The sequence below is a fragment of the Acinetobacter sp. ABJ-A23_2 genome, assembly GCF_044538765.1.
In the GTDB taxonomy this organism is placed as follows: Bacteria; Pseudomonadota; Gammaproteobacteria; order Pseudomonadales; family Moraxellaceae; genus Acinetobacter; species Acinetobacter nosocomialis_A.
On the sequence record NZ_JBIUCP010000013.1, the window covers coordinates 21,937 to 39,258 of the forward strand.

12 protein-coding genes and 3 tRNA genes are annotated in these 17,322 nt (G+C 38.7%); 13 read left to right on the top strand and 2 right to left on the bottom strand.

The window, feature by feature from the left end; translation table 11 throughout:
- The first annotated feature begins 196 nt into the window (after nt 1-196).
- On the top strand, nt 197-2,662 hold the full coding sequence (locus ACH63V_RS06605) for an acyl-CoA dehydrogenase (RefSeq protein WP_396463041.1): 2,466 nt from the start codon (nt 197-199) through the stop codon (nt 2,660-2,662).
- 102 nt (nt 2,663-2,764) lie between these two features.
- Nucleotides 2,765-3,148: a carboxymuconolactone decarboxylase family protein gene (locus tag ACH63V_RS06610; protein ID WP_000043121.1), complete on the top strand. Its 384-nt coding sequence runs from the start codon at nt 2,765-2,767 to the stop codon at nt 3,146-3,148.
- A gap of 38 nt (nt 3,149-3,186) precedes the next feature.
- Here ACH63V_RS06610 and ACH63V_RS06615 read toward each other — a convergent pair whose 3' ends face one another.
- Nucleotides 3,187-3,723, bottom strand: a complete 537-nt coding sequence (locus tag ACH63V_RS06615; RefSeq protein ID WP_396463042.1) for a cysteine peptidase family C39 domain-containing protein — start codon at nt 3,721-3,723, stop codon at nt 3,187-3,189.
- Nucleotides 3,724-3,945: 222 nt separating this feature from the next.
- Here ACH63V_RS06615 and ahcY point away from each other — a divergent pair, with 222 nt between their 5' ends.
- From ahcY to ACH63V_RS06645, 6 genes are all read left to right on the top strand, one after another.
- Nucleotides 3,946-5,328, top strand: coding sequence for an adenosylhomocysteinase (gene ahcY / locus ACH63V_RS06620; RefSeq protein WP_000994845.1), 1,383 nt, complete (start codon nt 3,946-3,948; stop codon nt 5,326-5,328).
- A gap of 72 nt (nt 5,329-5,400) precedes the next feature.
- Complete coding sequence (gene metF, locus ACH63V_RS06625) at nt 5,401-6,237, top strand: methylenetetrahydrofolate reductase [NAD(P)H] (protein WP_396463043.1); 837 nt, start codon at nt 5,401-5,403, stop codon at nt 6,235-6,237.
- Between the two features lie 18 nt (nt 6,238-6,255).
- Nucleotides 6,256-6,978, top strand: coding sequence for a 16S rRNA (uracil(1498)-N(3))-methyltransferase (locus tag ACH63V_RS06630; protein WP_396463044.1), 723 nt, complete (start codon nt 6,256-6,258; stop codon nt 6,976-6,978).
- Between the two features lie 134 nt (nt 6,979-7,112).
- Nucleotides 7,113-9,965 carry a putative bifunctional diguanylate cyclase/phosphodiesterase gene (locus ACH63V_RS06635; RefSeq protein ID WP_396463045.1) on the top strand — a complete coding sequence of 951 codons (2,853 nt, stop codon included), beginning with the start codon at nt 7,113-7,115 and terminating at the stop codon, nt 9,963-9,965.
- 236 nt (nt 9,966-10,201) lie between these two features.
- Entirely contained in the window at nt 10,202-12,472 is a 2,271-nt protein-coding gene (locus tag ACH63V_RS06640) for an NADP-dependent malic enzyme (RefSeq protein ID WP_396463046.1), read from the top strand.
- A 91-nt stretch (nt 12,473-12,563) separates the two neighbouring features.
- Nucleotides 12,564-13,802, top strand: coding sequence for a multifunctional CCA addition/repair protein (locus tag ACH63V_RS06645; protein WP_396463047.1), 1,239 nt, complete (start codon nt 12,564-12,566; stop codon nt 13,800-13,802).
- A gap of 52 nt (nt 13,803-13,854) precedes the next feature.
- Here the strand turns inward: ACH63V_RS06645 and ACH63V_RS06650 are convergent, their stop codons facing one another.
- Entirely contained in the window at nt 13,855-15,030 is a 1,176-nt protein-coding gene (locus tag ACH63V_RS06650) for a S1C family serine protease (protein ID WP_151817802.1), read from the bottom strand.
- A gap of 194 nt (nt 15,031-15,224) precedes the next feature.
- Between ACH63V_RS06650 and ACH63V_RS06655 the strand changes: the two genes are divergently transcribed.
- From ACH63V_RS06655 to ACH63V_RS06675, 5 genes are all read left to right on the top strand, one after another.
- Nucleotides 15,225-15,983 (top strand): Nif3-like dinuclear metal center hexameric protein, encoded by a 759-nt coding sequence (locus tag ACH63V_RS06655; RefSeq protein WP_396463048.1) that lies wholly within the window; start codon nt 15,225-15,227, stop codon nt 15,981-15,983.
- Nucleotides 15,984-16,130: 147 nt separating this feature from the next.
- A complete protein-coding gene (locus ACH63V_RS06660; protein WP_000208083.1) occupies nt 16,131-16,757 on the top strand; it encodes a superoxide dismutase in 627 nt (208 codons plus the stop codon).
- A gap of 146 nt (nt 16,758-16,903) precedes the next feature.
- A tRNA-Asn gene (locus tag ACH63V_RS06665) sits at nt 16,904-16,979 on the top strand.
- Between the two features lie 8 nt (nt 16,980-16,987).
- Nucleotides 16,988-17,063: transfer RNA gene (locus tag ACH63V_RS06670), tRNA-Asn, on the top strand.
- A 181-nt stretch (nt 17,064-17,244) separates the two neighbouring features.
- Nucleotides 17,245-17,320 (top strand) — tRNA-Asn (locus tag ACH63V_RS06675).
- Nucleotides 17,321-17,322: the final 2 nt, after the last annotated feature.

Here is a 17,322-nt window from a genome sequence, read left to right on the forward strand (position 1 = left end):
AAAACAAGCCATTACACATTCATTGAAAAATATCTTATATCTAAAAGCACGATATATCCCTGCTCTAGCATATACATCAATTGCGACATAAAAAATTAAATTTAAACAGCATTAAAAAATTAGCTAGTTAAGCCTTAAATCTCTCCTCGCTTTTTTGTAACTTCCAACTTGAGGGCTTATCTAGCAAGGAGCAAGTATGATTTTCCTACTCTTTGTTTTAAGTATTGTGATTCAGCTCGCTGCAATATGGGCAATTTTCTTTTTTAACCTAAACAGAGTCATTGGTAGCATTCTTATGATTGCGGTAGCCATACTTACCGCAATCATTTTAACGCCATGGTCACTGCTTTTAGGGATTCCTCTTATTGCTCTTAGCATTATTATTTTGTTTAAGCCTTTACGGTTTAGCTTAATTACAAAACCTGCTTATAAAACTCTGGCAAATTCAATGCCAAGTATCAGTACAACCGAACAAGAAGCATTGGAAGCAGGAACAAGCTGGTGGGAAAAAGAATTATTTATGGGAGCACCAGATTGGTCGCAATTTGAAAAGTATCCTTATCCTACACTTTCATCAGAAGAACAAAGTTTTATCGATAATGAAGTTGAAGTGCTATGCAGCATGCTAAATGAATGGGAAATTCACCATCACTTAAAAGACCTTCCACCTGAAGTTTGGCAGTTCATTAAAGATAAAGGTTTCTTAGGCCTGATTATCCCCAAGTCCTTTGGCGGTAAAGAATTTAGCTCATTTGCTCAAAGCCGTATTATGAGCAAAATTGCGTCACGCTCATTAACTGCAGCAGTAAGTTGTATGGTTCCGAACTCTTTAGGACCTGGTGAACTACTCATGCACTACGGTACTGATGCGCAAAAGCAACAATACTTACCGGGTCTTGCCAAAGGTGAAGAAATTCCATGTTTTGGTTTAACCAGTCCTGAAGCTGGTTCAGATGCGGGTGCCATTCCAGATTCCGGTGTGGTGTGTTACGGCGAATATGAAGGCGCTCAAGTCCTTGGCCTACGCATGAATTTCTCTAAACGCTGGATTACGCTTGCTCCAATTGCCACAGTAGTTGGCCTAGCATTTAAGCTTTATGACCCTGAAGGTCTACTCGGCGATAAAAATAAAACCGAATACGGTATTACCTGTGCCCTCATTCCTGCAAGCCATGCAGGTGTAAAAATTGGAGCACGCCATTATCCCGGCTCTCCATTTATGAATGGAACAGTAGAGGGTGAAGATGTTTTCATTCCTATCGACTGGATTATTGGCGGGCAAGAAAATGCTGGTAAAGGCTGGCGTATGCTCATGGAGTGTTTAGGTGTTGGGCGTGGTATTTCACTTCCAGCATTAGCTACAGCCGCAGGCGAAATGAGCTATTTAACTGTAGGGGCTTTTGCGAGAATTCGTCAACAGTTCAATATTTCTGTTGGTAAATTTGAAGGTGTGCAAGAAGCAAGTAGTGAAATTGCCAGTGATGCCTATATGCTTGAAGCATTTCGTTATTTAGTCACATGTGGCCTAAATCAAGGCGGAACTCCTGCCGTGATGACCGCCATGGCAAAATACTATGCAACTGAAACCATGCGCAAAGTGATTAATCACGGCATGGATATTGCCGGTGGACGTGGTATTCAGCTTGGACCTCGTAACTTCCTTGCACTCACCTATCAAGCCATCCCGATTGCAATTACCGTCGAAGGTGCAAACATTTTAACCCGCTCACTCATGATTTTTGGTCAGGGTTCAATGCGCTGTCACCCTTATCTTTTTGAAGAGCTACAATTACTTCAGTCTGAAGACAAAGCCAATGCAGTTCAAAAATTCGATGATCTGTTATTTAAACACTTAGCCTATACCTTTAATCGCGGTGCAAAATCATTTGCTTATGGCTGGACAGGTGGCTCAAGCGATGCACCGCAATCATCAGATCAGTTCACTGCAAGTTACTATAAAACGATTAACCGTTTTAGTGCTAACTTCGCGCTTGTGTCTGATATGTCACTAGGTTTACTTGCAGGCGATTTAAAACGCAAAGAAATGCTATCAGGACGTTTAGCTGATATACATGCAAACTTATTTATTTCTACTGCGATTTTAAAATTTTATGAGGCTGGGCAAAAAACTGAAGCTGAACAATTGCACGCAAAACTAGCACTACAAAAAGCGTTCTTAAATATTCAGGAAGCATTTTGGGGGCTATTTGACAACTTCCCAGCCAAGCTTCCAGCAGCATTTGTAAAATGGATATGTTTCCCGCTAGGTCGTGTGATTTCAAAACCTGACGATGAGTTAAAACAGCAAGTTGCTGAACTCATGATGGAAGAACATCCGTTTAGAGAGCAGCTCAAACGCCATGTGTACTATTCAACTGAACCTAATGATGTTACTGGCCGTCTAGAGCATACATTCCAGATTTTAAGAACCATTGAACCGCTTTGGGATAAGTTTAAGAAAGCTGAATCCAAAGGCAAGTTTACGGGTCTTACTTTTGAAGAGAATATTACACAAGCGATAAAAGAAGGTTTTATTTCTGAAAGCGAAGCTCAACAATTATTGCAATACAACGCAATTCGATTTGACAGCATGCTTACCGATGTTTTTGATGAAAAACTCGATAAGGACCTACCTTTGTCAAACCCTCATCAAATAGTGTGACTGGTGCCTCCACCAATTCACTATTGCAATCATTTTTGATTCGCATTAATTAATAAATAGCCATAAAAGCGTCACTCGACGCTTTTATTTTAGGAGAAATTAATGTCTAAGCAAGATTACGAAAATGGATTAAAAGTACGCACAGAAGTGATGGGAGAAGCTTTTGTAAAACGTGCCCAAGAAAATACCGTACCCTTTACCCAACCTTTACAAGATTGGATTAATGAACATGCATGGGGATCAACTTGGCAACGTGAAGGTGTGCTTCCACGTAAATATCGCTCATTAATTACTTTGGCTATGCTAACCGCACTTAAATCGCCAACTGAACTTAAAGGCCATGTCCGTGGTGCACTCAACAATGGTTGTACAGTCGAAGAGATTCAAGAAACTTTATTGCATAGTCTGCCATATTGCGGCGCTCCCGCTACTCAAGAAGCTTTTCGTGCTGCTTTAGAAGTGATTCAAGAATATCAACAACAATAACTTCAATCTGAGCCAGAACTCTACTGGCTCACTTTGACCTAATTTAATGTAGTCGAATAAATATTTAAATTACGATCACCAATTACAATAGCCTGTCGACAAATTCCTTCTGCTTTACGCTGATTCTCAAAAACTGCAGCTGACATTGGTTCGAAACTATCAAAAAAGCAAATTTCATTTGAATCTATAGAATAAACAAGAGACTGATTACCGACCCCATCTAAAGTGTCGTAGTACACGATTACCATTTGCCCATTTTGAATTGCGACTTGAGTGTCTTGATAGCTCAGTGCTGGCCCCGTTGGTATTTTTAATACCTTTGCTTCTTTATAACTCATGCGTTCACTGGGGCTAATGTTAGGGTCTTTATCTGAGTGAAATGAAACATCAAAACCAAACTTTTTTAAAGCAACAGCTAAAGCAATGGTATAGGTACCATCTTGCTCATATCGGCAAACTTTAATCAATTCAGCAACATCAACCTGAACCCCATAATGCTTTAGCACCATCCAAACTGCAAAAACACCACTGTTTGCCTCGAGGTTTGCCAAAGATTCGGGAATGTTTAAGGCCATAATTTAAATCTAAAGTCGTAATTAAGCAGATAATAAACAAAACTGGATTGGCACTAAAAGCTTTTCCAAGTACAATGTTTCGCTAGTCGAGGGATGCTGCGACAAATGATCGGCACTAAAGATCATTTTGCCAGGCTCGACGATCGGTTAAACACTCGTTTTAACCAACAACGGCATCCGCGAACAGAATGATCAATACTATTTTTTTCCTAGGAGATCCTGATGAACGCGGTTAATGCTTCATTTACAGATTACAAAGTTGCTGACATCTCACTTGCTGACTACGGTCGTAAAGAAATCAAACTTGCTGAAGCAGAAATGCCAGCTTTGATTGGCTTACGTAAACGCTATGCAGCATCTAAACCACTTGCTGGCGCAAAAATTCTTGGTTGTATTCACATGACCATTCAAACAGCGGTTCTAATTGAAACGCTTGTTGAATTAGGTGCTGAAGTTCGCTGGACATCATGTAACATTTTCTCAACTCAAGACCACGCTGCTGCTGCAATTGCTGCTCGCGGTATTCCAGTTTTTGCTTGGAAAGGTGAAACTGAAGAAGAATATGTATGGTGCCTAGAGCAACAAATCAATGTAAATGGTCAACCTTGGGATGCCAACATGATTTTGGACGATGGCGGTGACTTAACTGCTCTTGTTCATGAAAAATATCCTGCTCTTTTAGAGCGCATTCACGGTATTACCGAAGAAACCACAACAGGTGTTCAACGTCTTATCGAAATGTGGAAAGACGGCACTTTAAAAGTACCGGCAATCAACGTAAATGACTCTGTTACTAAGTCTAAAAACGACAACAAATATGGTTGCCGTCACTCATTAAATGACGCAATCAAACGTGCAACAGATATGCTTTTATCTGGCCGCCGTGCGCTTGTGATCGGTTACGGTGACGTAGGTAAAGGTTCTGCTCAATCTTTACGTCAAGAAGGCATGATCGTTCGTGTAACTGAAGTCGACCCAATTTGTGCAATGCAAGCATGTATGGACGGCTATGAAGTTGTATCTCCATACAAAAACGGCGTACAAACAGGCAAAAAAGAAGATATTAACCACGACCTTCTTGGCAACACTGACCTTGTTGTAACAACAACCGGTAACTACCACGTGTGTGATGCAGCAATGTTAGACAGCTTAAAAGCTGGTGCAGTTGTATGTAATATCGGTCACTTCGATACAGAAATCGACACTGCGTATTTACGTGGTTACAAGTGGGTTGAAGTTAAGCCACAAGTTCACCAAGTTTATCGTTCAGAAGACGAAAACAACTACCTTATCCTTCTTTCTGAAGGTCGCCTTGTAAACCTAGGTAATGCAACTGGTCACCCATCACGTGTAATGGATGGTTCTTTTGCTAACCAAGTTTTAGGTCAAATTCACTTATTCCAAGAGAAATTTGCTGACCTTCCTGCAAGTGAAAAAGCTGCAAAAATTCGTGTAGAAGTTCTTCCTAAGAAACTTGACGAAGAAGTTGCTGCGGCAATGGTTGCAGGTTTCGGTGGTGTACTTACTCAGTTAACTCAAGAGCAAGCCGATTACTTAGGTGTTGCTGTTGAGGGACCATTCAAGTCTGACGCTTACAAATACTAAGAATTTAAGGGCAGACGGTGAACCGACTGCCCTTTTTTCTAAATAATGTTTCGCTGTTTACAAGGATTTGACATGACTAAACGTACACCTATTTCTTTTGAGTTTTTCCCGCCAAAAACTGATGCTGGTGCTGAAAAACTTCGTATTGTTCATCAAGAATTACAGCTATTAAACCCTGAGTTTTTCTCAATTACTTATGGTGCTGGTGGTTCTACTCGTGAGCGTACGCTTGCTGCCATTGATGATTTCAACGGTAAAGGCACGCCTGTTGCTCCTCACCTCTCTTGTATTGGCGATGATAAGACACGTATTGCTGAACTACTCGATTTGTACAAGGCACAAGGCATTGACCGTATTGTCGCTTTACGTGGCGACTTACCATCTGGTCAGGTTGGACTTGGCGAGCTTCCTTATGCTCAAGATTTAGTACGTTTTATTCGTGAGCACTCAGGTGATCATTTTCATATTGAAGTTGCAGCTTATCCAGAAATGCATCCTCAAGCTGAAAATCTTGATTCAGATATTCAACGTTTTATTGAAAAAGTACAAGCTGGCGCTAATGCAGGAATTACCCAATTCTTTTTTAATCCAGATTCGTACTTTTACTTTATAGAGCGCTTGGAGAGTGCAGGAATTAACATTCCGGTAGCTCCTGGTATCATGCCAATTACCAATGCAAGTAACTTAATTCGCTTTGCAGATGGTACTGGTGCTGAAATTCCTCGTTGGATTCGTAAGCAATTACAAGCCTACGGCGATGACAGTGAAAGTATTAAAGCTTTCGGTCATGAAGTTGTTGTTAAGCTATGCGAGCGCCTGATTGCAGGTGGTGCACCAAGCTTACACTTCTATTCAATGAATCAAGTCGAACCAACCCGTCAACTTGTTGTTGATCTTGGTTTAAATTAATTTTGTAAGGCGTACCCAATGAATCGTTTTTTTATCGAAACTGAACTTACAGTTGGCTCAACAATTCAACTGACTGAATCGGTATTCCATCATTGGGTACGTGTTTTACGCGCAAAACTACAAGAACAAGCGACGCTATTTAATGGGCAAGGTGGTGAATATCTCGCGACACTCACCGAAATTAATAAAAAAAATGCATTTGTCACCATTGAGAATTTTAATCCTGCAAACCGTGATGCCCCTTTTAAAGCTGTTCTTGGTCAGGTCATGAGTAAAGGTGACCGAATGGATTACGCCATTCAGAAAGCCACCGAACTTGGTGTAAGCAAAATTCAGCTTTTAACCAGTGAACGTTGTGAAATGCGTTTAAAATATGACAGAGATCAAAAAAAATTAGAGCACTGGCAAGCCGTTGCAATTGCAGCATGCGAACAATGTGGGCTTAACTTAGTCCCAGAAGTTTTAGCGCCAGTTTCTCTTCATGAATGGTTAAGTTCTTCTGATCTTCCTGCATCTAAATTTATTTTAGCTCCTGAAAAAGAACAAAAAGATGTATTGGCAGGGATCCAACCCGAACTTGCTCTCTTAATTGGTCCAGAGGGTGGTTTAAGTGAAAATGAAATTACGCAAGCCAATCAAGCAGGTTTCATGAACTGGTGCATTGGAGACCGTGTATTACGCACTGAAACTGCCCCAGTTGTTGCATTATCTATTTTAAATTATCGGTTTTTATCCATATAAACTAATTGAACATTGATTAAATCAACAATTAAAGTTAACTTACTTTTACTGTATGAATATTAATTTAAATTTTTTTCCACTGATAAATCAGATTCTTTCTGTATAAATGTAAAAAAATAGGATAGAAAAATCTTATGTCTGGCCTTCAGGAAGAATATTTACAGCATCAAACCAAAATTGAACAGCTCCGGCTCTCAATTCAATATATTCGCTGGTATCTGATTAGCTTAATATTACTTTGTCTGATTTCAGCCATTATTTTCTCTTGTTACTTTATTTCTTACATTACTAAATTTATTTGGTCAATTGGCTTTACTGTTTTAACTTTTACTTGTCTATTATTTATTCCAAAACTTTTAACCCAGTATCGTGATATTAATTTTATTAAGAAAACTGATTTAACGCTGCAAGGTATTTGTTTGCTCTCTGGAATTTTAATGGGAATAAATATAATTGTTCTTCATTTTTCGCTTCCAGCTACATTAATATCCGTCTCTGATGTTCATATCCTCATTGCCCTATTTATTACCTCAGCACACATTATTGGCCTGACTTTTCTGACTCAGCAGCCCCGATATTTTTATTTGCTGTTTATTCCAAGTACAGTTCCACTCATTATTAGTCAATTTACCCATTCTCAAATCACGCAACTTCCTTTTTACTTTGCTTATAACTTAGCCTTTGTAGCAACTTTGCTTTGTGCTTATGCAACTCAACGTAACTATCAAAAAATCTCTCAACTACTATTTAAAAATAAACAACTCGTACAAGTCGCAGAACAGCATACACAATGGGCTGAAGAATTATGTGTACAGCTTCAGCAAGAAGTAAATAAATCCAAAGATATCGAGGCACAGCTTCAATTTAATAATCATTTACTCGAACAAAAAGTACGTGAAAGAACATATGACTTAACTAAAATGAATGAGAGGCTTGAAAGCAATCATCATAATTTAGCATTTGCTCATGAAACCGCAGGTATTCGACCGTGGGACTGGGATATTGAAAAACAAAAACTAGAAATCACTTTCTTTGATCAGCAAAAACAAACGCAAAATACCTCTTTACATCTCAAGACCATATTAGAGCGTATCCATCCCAATGACCGACAATTATTTGATGAGCGTTTAAAAGAACACTTGGAAGGAAAATCTGATCATTTCAATATTACTTTCCGTATCTTACGTCGTAATGGCTCTTGGCGTTGGATTCATGATGTAGGCCGTGTCATTAGCCGTGATCCTAAAACCAATAAAGCTTTACGCATGGTCGGAATGACCAGAGATATTCATCAGGAAAAAAAAGATCAAGAGCATCTAAGACTCTGCGCTATTGTGCTTGAACAAGCTGCTGAAGGAATTTTTATTCTAGATGAAAAACTTAATTATATTGATGTTAACCCCTATTATGAAAAATTAACTGGTTTTTCAAAGTCTGAATTATTAAATCAGCAGCTATTTAACATCGCAATAAATCAGAAATTACAGCAACAACAGTTTCATGACTCAATTACTCAACAACTTCTAAAAACTGGCGAATATATGGGCCAATTTGATGAAAAGTTTGCATCGGGTAAGAGTGTTTATTTATGGCTTCATATTAATGCAGTGAAAGATGAACACAGCCAAGTTATTAATTATATTGGTTTTGCACGTGATTTAACTGAGCAAAAGCGCCAAGAGCAACATTTATCTTATTTAAAAAATTATGATAGTTTAACTCATCTTCCTAACCGTTTTTATTATTACAATCAATTACATCAGTATTTAGTCAATCCCTCTTATAGTTTTAAAAATTTGGCATTAATACGTATTAATATTGATAGATTTAGAGCATTTAATGAATTTCTAAATAATGATAGTGGTGATGAACTGCTAAAACAATTTGCACAACGTCTACGACTTACCAATATTAATGCCATTTTAGTTGCTTATTTAAATGGGGATGATTTTGCAATCATTTATGAAATATCACCGATTCACCCAAATATTGAGCAATATTGCCAAAATATATTACAAGCATTAAATGCCCCTTTTTATATTGATCAGCAAGAATATTTTATTACAGCCTCTATTGGAGTTGCTTGTTTTCCTGAGCACGGCAGACAAATTGACCATCTCAACAACCACGCAGAACAAGCATTGTCCGAAGCAAAACGTTTGGGCGGCAATACTATTAGCTACTATTGTAATAAAACAACGAATCCCTATAAGACAGCAGATTTAGAACAAGAGCTACGTAAAGCCATTCAAAATGATGAATTTGTGGTTTATTACCAACCGAAAATTAATTTAAATGATAAATCGGTTAAGGGCTTTGAAGCTTTAATTCGCTGGCAGCATCCTGAAAAAGGACTAGTTATGCCAAATATGTTCATTCCTTTTGCCGAGCGTAGTAGTCTTATTTCTGATATTGGTAAAGTTGTTTTAGATAAAGTCGGCAAACAATTACAAGAATGGAAAAATGCAGGTTATACAGATATTCAAGTATCGGTAAATATTGTTGCCCAACAAATTCATCGAGGCCTATTACTTAATGATTTAGATGAATTCTTAGAGCAATATCAGCTAGATGGTTCAAATATAGAACTAGAAATTACTGAATCAGCTTTATTGGACAATACCGATAATGTGAAGAAACTATTACACTCAATTAAAGAACGCAATATTTCCATTGCACTCGATGATTTTGGTACTGGCTATTCATCTTTAGCTTATCTAACCGAATACCCAATTGATGTTTTGAAAATTGATCGAGCCTTTATTTCGAAAATCGGTGATCAAAAACAAGAAGCTATCGTCAATGCCATGATTGCAATGGGCAAAAGTATGGGGCTTAAACTGGTTGCTGAAGGTGTTGAAACTGAAGAACAAGTTATTTATCTACAAAAACAACAATGTGATTTTTTACAAGGCTATTTCTTTAGTCGCCCGCTTCATCCAAATCAGATTATTCAATATCTACAATCAAATACGTATGTTTCATAATTGTTTTAACAGTCTATTTTACATGCGCTGGTTTTTCCAAAAATGAGCGTTTTTGACTGTGAGAAATAAAGAAGTAGTGTTATATTCTTTAGCATTTAGCTCACTACGGGGCTATTGGCAATTCGTCTACTATTCTCTTAATTGGTAAAAATTAAAGCATAGTAAAAGAACTGAGTTGCCTCCCCCTAAATGAGTGATTTGACTAGTTTGCTTTTTTGTATCAAATAGAGACTCAGATGGACGATCAATCTTTAAAACAGGCCGCTTTAAATTACCACGAATATCCAAATCCAGGGAAAATCAGCGTCACGCCTAGTAAGCAACTCGTCAACCAACGAGATTTGGCTCTAGCTTATTCACCAGGGGTTGCTGCTCCATGTTTAGAGATTGAACGTGATCCTTCAGCTGCTGCAAAATACACTGCACGTGGCAACTTAGTGGCTGTTGTAAGTAACGGTACTGCGGTTCTTGGTTTAGGTAACATCGGTCCATTAGCTTCTAAACCAGTAATGGAAGGTAAAGGCGTTCTGTTCAAAAAGTTCGCTGGTGTTGACGTATTTGATATTGAAATTGCTGAAAACGATCCAGATAAAATCGTTGATATTGTTGCTTCATTAGAACCAACTTTCGGCGGTATTAACCTTGAAGATATCAAAGCGCCAGAATGTTTCTATATCGAGAAGAAACTTCGTGAACGCATGAAAATTCCTGTGTTCCATGATGACCAACACGGTACAAGTATTATTGTAGGTTCAGCATTATTAAATGCTCTACAACTAGTTAACAAGAAAATTGAAGAAATCAAAATTGTTGCTTCAGGCGCAGGTGCTGCTGCCCTTTCTTGTTTAGATTTACTTTGCGCTCTAGGCGTAAATAAAGAAAATATCATTGTTGCCGACTCTCGTGGTCTACTTACGACTTCACGTGAAGGCTTAGATGAATCTAAAAAACGTTATGTACAAGACATTAAAGCGACGCAATTACATGAAGTAATGGCTGATGCAGATATGTTCTTGGGGCTTTCAGCTGCGGGTATTCTCACCAAAGATATGGTGAAACAAATGGCTGAAAATCCAATTATCTTTGCTTTGGCAAACCCAGATCCAGAAATTCTGCCTGAACACGCACATGAAGTACGTCCTGATGTCATTATGGCAACTGGTCGTTCGGACTACCCGAACCAAGTAAACAACGCTTTATGTTTCCCTTATATCTTCCGTGGTGCACTTGACGTAGGTGCGACAACTATTAACGAAGATATGAAAATTGCATGTGTACACGCAATTGCACGTATGGCTCATGTAGAAGCTGATGCAGCAACTTATGGTGAAAAATCTGCTTCATTTGGTCGTGACTACTTAATTCCACGCCCACTTGACCAACGCTTGATTTTAGAAATTGCACCTGCTGTTGCTAAAGCTGCAATGGACTCAGGTGTTGCAACTCGTCCTATCGAAGATTTCTCTGCATATCGTCAAAAACTTTCTGAGTTTGTTTATAACTCAGCATTCTTGATGAAACCAATCTTTGCTCAAGCAAAAACTGATCCTAAACGTATTGCATACGCTGAAGGTGAAGATGAGCGCGTATTACGTGCTGTTCAAATTGCAGTTGATGAAGATTTAGCTAAACCAATTTTAGTTGGTCGTACTGCAGTCATTGAAGCAAACATCAAAAAATTGGGTCTACGCTTACAACATGGCGTGAACATTGAGATTGTAGATCAAGAACAAAACCCGATGTATGAAGAGTTTTGGAAAGACTACTATCAAACAATGCAACGTAAAGGCATTACTGTTGAATATGCTCAACGTGAAGCTCGCCGTCGTTCAACTTTAATCGCATCTCTTCTGGTTAAATTTGGTAAAGCAGACGGTATGTTATGTGGTACTTACAGTAGCTATAACATTCACCTTGATTTCGTACGTAACGTTATTGGCCTTAAAGAAGGTATGAACAACTTCTTCACGCTCAATGCATTAATGCTTGAAGATCGTAATTTGTTTATTGCTGATACGTATGTAAACACTAACCCGACTGCTGAACAACTTGCTGAAATGACAATTTTAGCAGCTGAAGAAGTACGTCGCTTTGGTATTACACCACGTGTAGCTTTACTTTCTCACTCAAGTTTCGGTAGCGACCAGACTGATTCAAGCGCTCAAAAAATGCGTGAAGTTTATCGTATTTTATCTGAGCAAGCTCCTGAGCTTGAAGTTGAAGGTGAAATGCATGGTGATGCAGCATTAGACGAAAGCATTCGTCAATATGCTTTCCCAGGTTCACGTTTTAAAGGTTCTGCAAACTTGCTTATTATGCCGAACCTAGATGCAGCAAACATTTCATTTAACTTGTTAAAAGCAACTTCTGGTAACAACGTTACAATTGGTCCAATTTTGCTAGGTGCTGCTAAACCAGTTCATATTTTGACACCTACAGCGACAACTCGCCGTCTTATCAATATGACTGCTTTAACAGTTGCTGAGATTCAACAACAAGAAAAGTAATTTAGAAACCGCTTTTTACGAAAAGCCTTTCTAATGACTTGAGAAAACCTCTATTCTGTAGCATGATTGCTTGAAGAATAGAGGTTTTTTCATGCAAGTGTATTTAGTAGGCGGTGCTGTTCGAGATTATTTACTTGGGCATCCCTATCAAGAAAAAGACTATGTTGTGGTCGGTGCAACGCCGGAACACATGCTCGCCCAAGGTTTCCAACCTGTAGGCAAAGATTTCCCTGTGTTTCTTCATCCCCAAACCAAAGAAGAATATGCACTTGCACGAACCGAACGAAAGTCTGGTCAGGGATACCACGGATTTCAATTTTTTACTGATACAACTGTAAGTTTAGAAGACGACTTAATTCGTCGTGACTTAACTATTAATGCAATAGCCATGGATCAAGACGGCAAAATATACGATCCATATGGTGGCCAAAGCGACTTAGAAAATAAAATTTTGCGTCATGTTTCGGAAGCATTTGCTGAAGATCCTTTACGGGTTTTACGTGTCGCTCGTTTTGCAGCTCGATATTTCCCATATGGTTTTCAAATTGCTCCTGAGACCTTGCAGCTTATGCACACCATGGCAGAGTCAGGTGAACTAGATGCATTAACACCAGAGCGTGTATGGAAAGAAACTTCTCGCGCTTTAATGGAAACTCATGCTGATATTTACTTCCAAACTTTGCGTGATTGCGGCGCATTAAAACATCTTTTCCCAGAGATTGATGCTTTATTCGGTGTACCTCAACGTCCTGAATATCATCCTGAGGTAGATTGTGGCGTTCATACCCTTATGTCTCTGCAACAAGCTTGTAAATCTAATTATTCACTCGATGTACGTTTTGCTGTTTTAGTACATGATTTGGGTAAAGCGCTTACTCCAGCCGATGAGCTTCCTCGTCATATCATGCATGAAGAACGTGGAATTAAACCGGTTACTCAATTATGTGAGCGTTTAAGAGTTCCAACACAAACTAAGCAATTGGCATTATCAGTGTGTAAAGAACATTTAAAATGCCACCAGATTATGTCATTAAAACCAGGCACTTTATGGCGTCTATTACAACGCCTAGATGTTTTACGTCGCCCAGAAAGAGTCGAGGCTTTTGTCCAAGCCTGTGAGTGTGATGCAAAAGGAAGATTAGGACTAGAAGATCGTCCGTATCCTCAAGCTCAATATATGCGTGAAGCCATGCAGATTGTTCGCTCTATTAAAGTTCAGGATTTACCAGAGAACATTAAAGGTGCGGAAATTGGTGAAATGCTCATTCAATATCGAATTGAGGCTTTAGCTGAGTTTAAAAACCAACATCAAAGTCTTAGCCATTCTTAATCAGTAGTCATAAAAAAAAAAGCCTCATCGTGAGGCTTTTTTTTATGAGGTTTTAACGTTTAGGAAGCGGGATATACTGAGATTGAGTATTTTGCGCTTTTCGCTCGCCCACAGTCACAACAAAGTTTTGTTGTTTCCCATCTCGTTCAACCAACACATTAATTTCGCTATTTGGCGCTTGTAAAGCCACGTAATTAATCAAATGAGAAGCCGAAGTAATCGGTTCATTATTTACCTGAACAATTTTATCGCCAACTTTAATCCCAGCTGAAGCCGCTGGACCACTTTTTAATACATCAGCAACAACTACACCTACTGGTGGTTTTGGTGCCAATACATCATCTTGTGTAGGTGGAAGTAAACTAATACCTAACCAGCCACGAACTACACGACCATCTTTTAAAATTGAGTTGAGTACTTGTTGACAAACCTTAGCAGGAATTGCGAAGCCAATACCTAAAGAGCCACCTGATTGTGAAAAAATAGCCGTATTCACACCAATCAAGTTACCAGCCACATCAATTAAAGCCCCACCTGAATTCCCAGGGTTAATTGCTGCATCAGTTTGAATAAAGTCTTCATAGGTATTAATACCTAAATCTGAGCGACCTGTTGCTGAAACAATACCTTGGGTTACCGTTTGCCCAACACCAAATGGGTTACCAATTGCTAAAACAACATCGCCTACCTCATTACCACTTAACTTAAATGGCAATACTGGCAGTTTATCTAAATCGATTTTAATGACTGCCAAATCGGTATCTGGGTCAGTTCCAACAATTGTAGCTTCTGCACGACGTCCGTCATGTAAAGCAACTACAATCTGATCAGCTTGAGCAATCACATGGTTATTGGTAAGAATATAACCATCAGCACGAACAATAACCCCTGAACCTAAGCTATTTTCATTTTGCTGTTGTTGTTCGGGAACCTGATTTCCAAAAAATTCACGGAAAACCGGATCACTTAATAAAGGATGATTTTGTTTAACTTTCTGGGTCGTAAAAATATTAACAACTGCTGGCGCTGCAACTTTTACCGCAGCACTATAAGACACCACCCCACCCGTTCGAGAAGTATCCACCAGTGGCTCAACTTTCTCAGCAGGCATTTGCACCCCATCAACTGCAACAGTTGGTTTCGGCTGATGGTATTTTTGCCATGCAATAAAACTGGCAATTACAATAATAAGTAACACCCAAGGTAACCATGTAAAGGTGCGGCGCACGTTCATATCCTCTACGCAAAGAAGTTTTTAATTAAATTAATATATTGAACAAAAAGAGTTTTCAGTTAAGCATTTTAAATTAAATATGTCGATATACATAAAAAAGTCAAAAAAGATTTGTCTAGCTTTAGTTACACAACAAAATATGTTTCTATAGCTTTAGCAACTATTTACTACTCAATTCAGGAAATATCATGGCGAATTTGCATGAAATTATTCAGTGGTGCGACCAAACCTTAAAAGCAGCAGAGTTTAAAGATTACGCACCAAATGGCCTGCAAATTGAAGGTTCAACTGAAGTAAAACGTATTCTGTGTGCAGTTACTGCTTCTGAAGATGCGATTGATGCAGCCATTGCTCAAAATGCAGACTTATTACTCGTACACCACGGTTATTTTTGGAAGGGCGAACCGTATCCAATCACTGGTATGCGAGGCAATCGCATTAAAAAACTTATTCAAAATAATATTTCATTGGTGGCTTATCATCTACCTTTAGACGCGCATCCAAGTTTAGGCAATAATATCGCTATTGCAGAAAAACTAAACTTACAAAATTTAGAACCCCTTGATTTAACCGAGAAACATCCGATTAGTAATATTGGTTATTTAGAACAAGCGCTTTCTGTAGATGAATTTAAAGCAAAACTACAAAACAGTTTTGATTTTAAGGTGATTCACTTACCAGCTGAAAAACAAAGCATTCAAAAAGTAGGCTTCTGTACAGGGGGCGCTCAAGATTTTATTGCTAAAGCTGCTTTGCAAAACTGCGATGCTTACATTTCAGGTGAAGTCAGTGAACGAACTTTTTATGAAGCAAAAGAATTAGGTGTTCATTATTTTGCCTGTGGTCACCATGCAACCGAACGTTATGGTGTTCAACGTTTGGCACAAGCTATTTCAAAACAGTTCTCTGTTGAAAGTGAATATTTTGAATTGAATAATCCGATTTAATTAAGTCTTTTTTTCAATCTGTGTTATGCGTATTAATTAGATCTTTATTGTGTATAGTTCTTTAAAACGATGCCCTATTGTGAACAGAATCATTTACAATAGAGCCACTTAATATTGTATAACCCAGCAAATGCAAGGAATAGGAACATGACAACCATTACTTTACCTGCACTTCCATATGGCTATGATGATTTAGCGCCACATATCAGTAAAGAAACTTTAGAATACCATCACGACAAACACCACAATACCTATGTTGTTAACTTAAACAACTTAATCAAAGGTACTGACCTTGAAGGTAAAACTTTAGAAGAAATCATTAAAGCAACTGCTGGTGATGCATCTAAAGCTGGTATTTTCAACAACGCTGCTCAAGTTTGGAACCACACGTTCTACTGGAACAGCATGAAGCCAAACGGTGGTGGTAAGCCTACTGGCGCAATCGCTGCTAAAATTGACGAAGCTTTTGGTAGCTACGAAAAATTTGCAGAAGAATTTACTGCTGCTGCAACAACTCAATTCGGTTCAGGTTGGGCTTGGTTAGTTGCTGATGAAGTAAACGGTAAACTTTCTATTACTAAAACTTCTAATGCAGACACTCCACTTGCACATGGTCAAATTGCTGTATTAACAATTGACGTATGGGAACATGCTTACTACATCGATTTCCGTAACTTACGTCCTAAATACATCGCAACTTTCTTAGAAAGCCTTGTGAACTGGGACTATGCAAATGCAAAACTTGCAGGTCAACCAGCTGGTGTAGAGAAATAAGTTTATTTCTTTATAAAAAACCACCCTCTTTAGGGTGGTTTTTTTATTTTTAGTACAACAAAAGCATATTAATCAAGCAAACGATTCATTTTCTTTAATATTCTTATTGACGCTTTTAGATTTCATCCATAAAATGCGCATCAGATTCTCCAATAGCTCAGTCGGTAGAGCGACGGACTGTTAATCCGCAGGTCCCTGGTTCGAGCCCAGGTTGGAGAGCCATCTACTAATCTCCCATAGCTCAGTCGGTAGAGCGACGGACTGTTAATCCGCAGGTCCCTGGTTCGAGCCCAGGTGGGAGAGCCAAGATTCTAAAAGCCCGCATTTATTGCGGGCTTTTTCTTTTCTAATCATTTAATAATTTTCTATTATTTTGAATAAAATCAATGTTTCGAGTATTTTTAAGCCAATCAGTTACATATTCTCTTTAATTCTCTTATTAACCCTTGACCTAGCCCCCTTTCCTGCCTAAAATCCTTTTCCAGATTCTCCCATAGCTCAGTCGGTAGAGCGACGGACTGTTAATCCGCAGGTCCCTGGTTCGAGCCCAGGTGGGAGAGCCAAG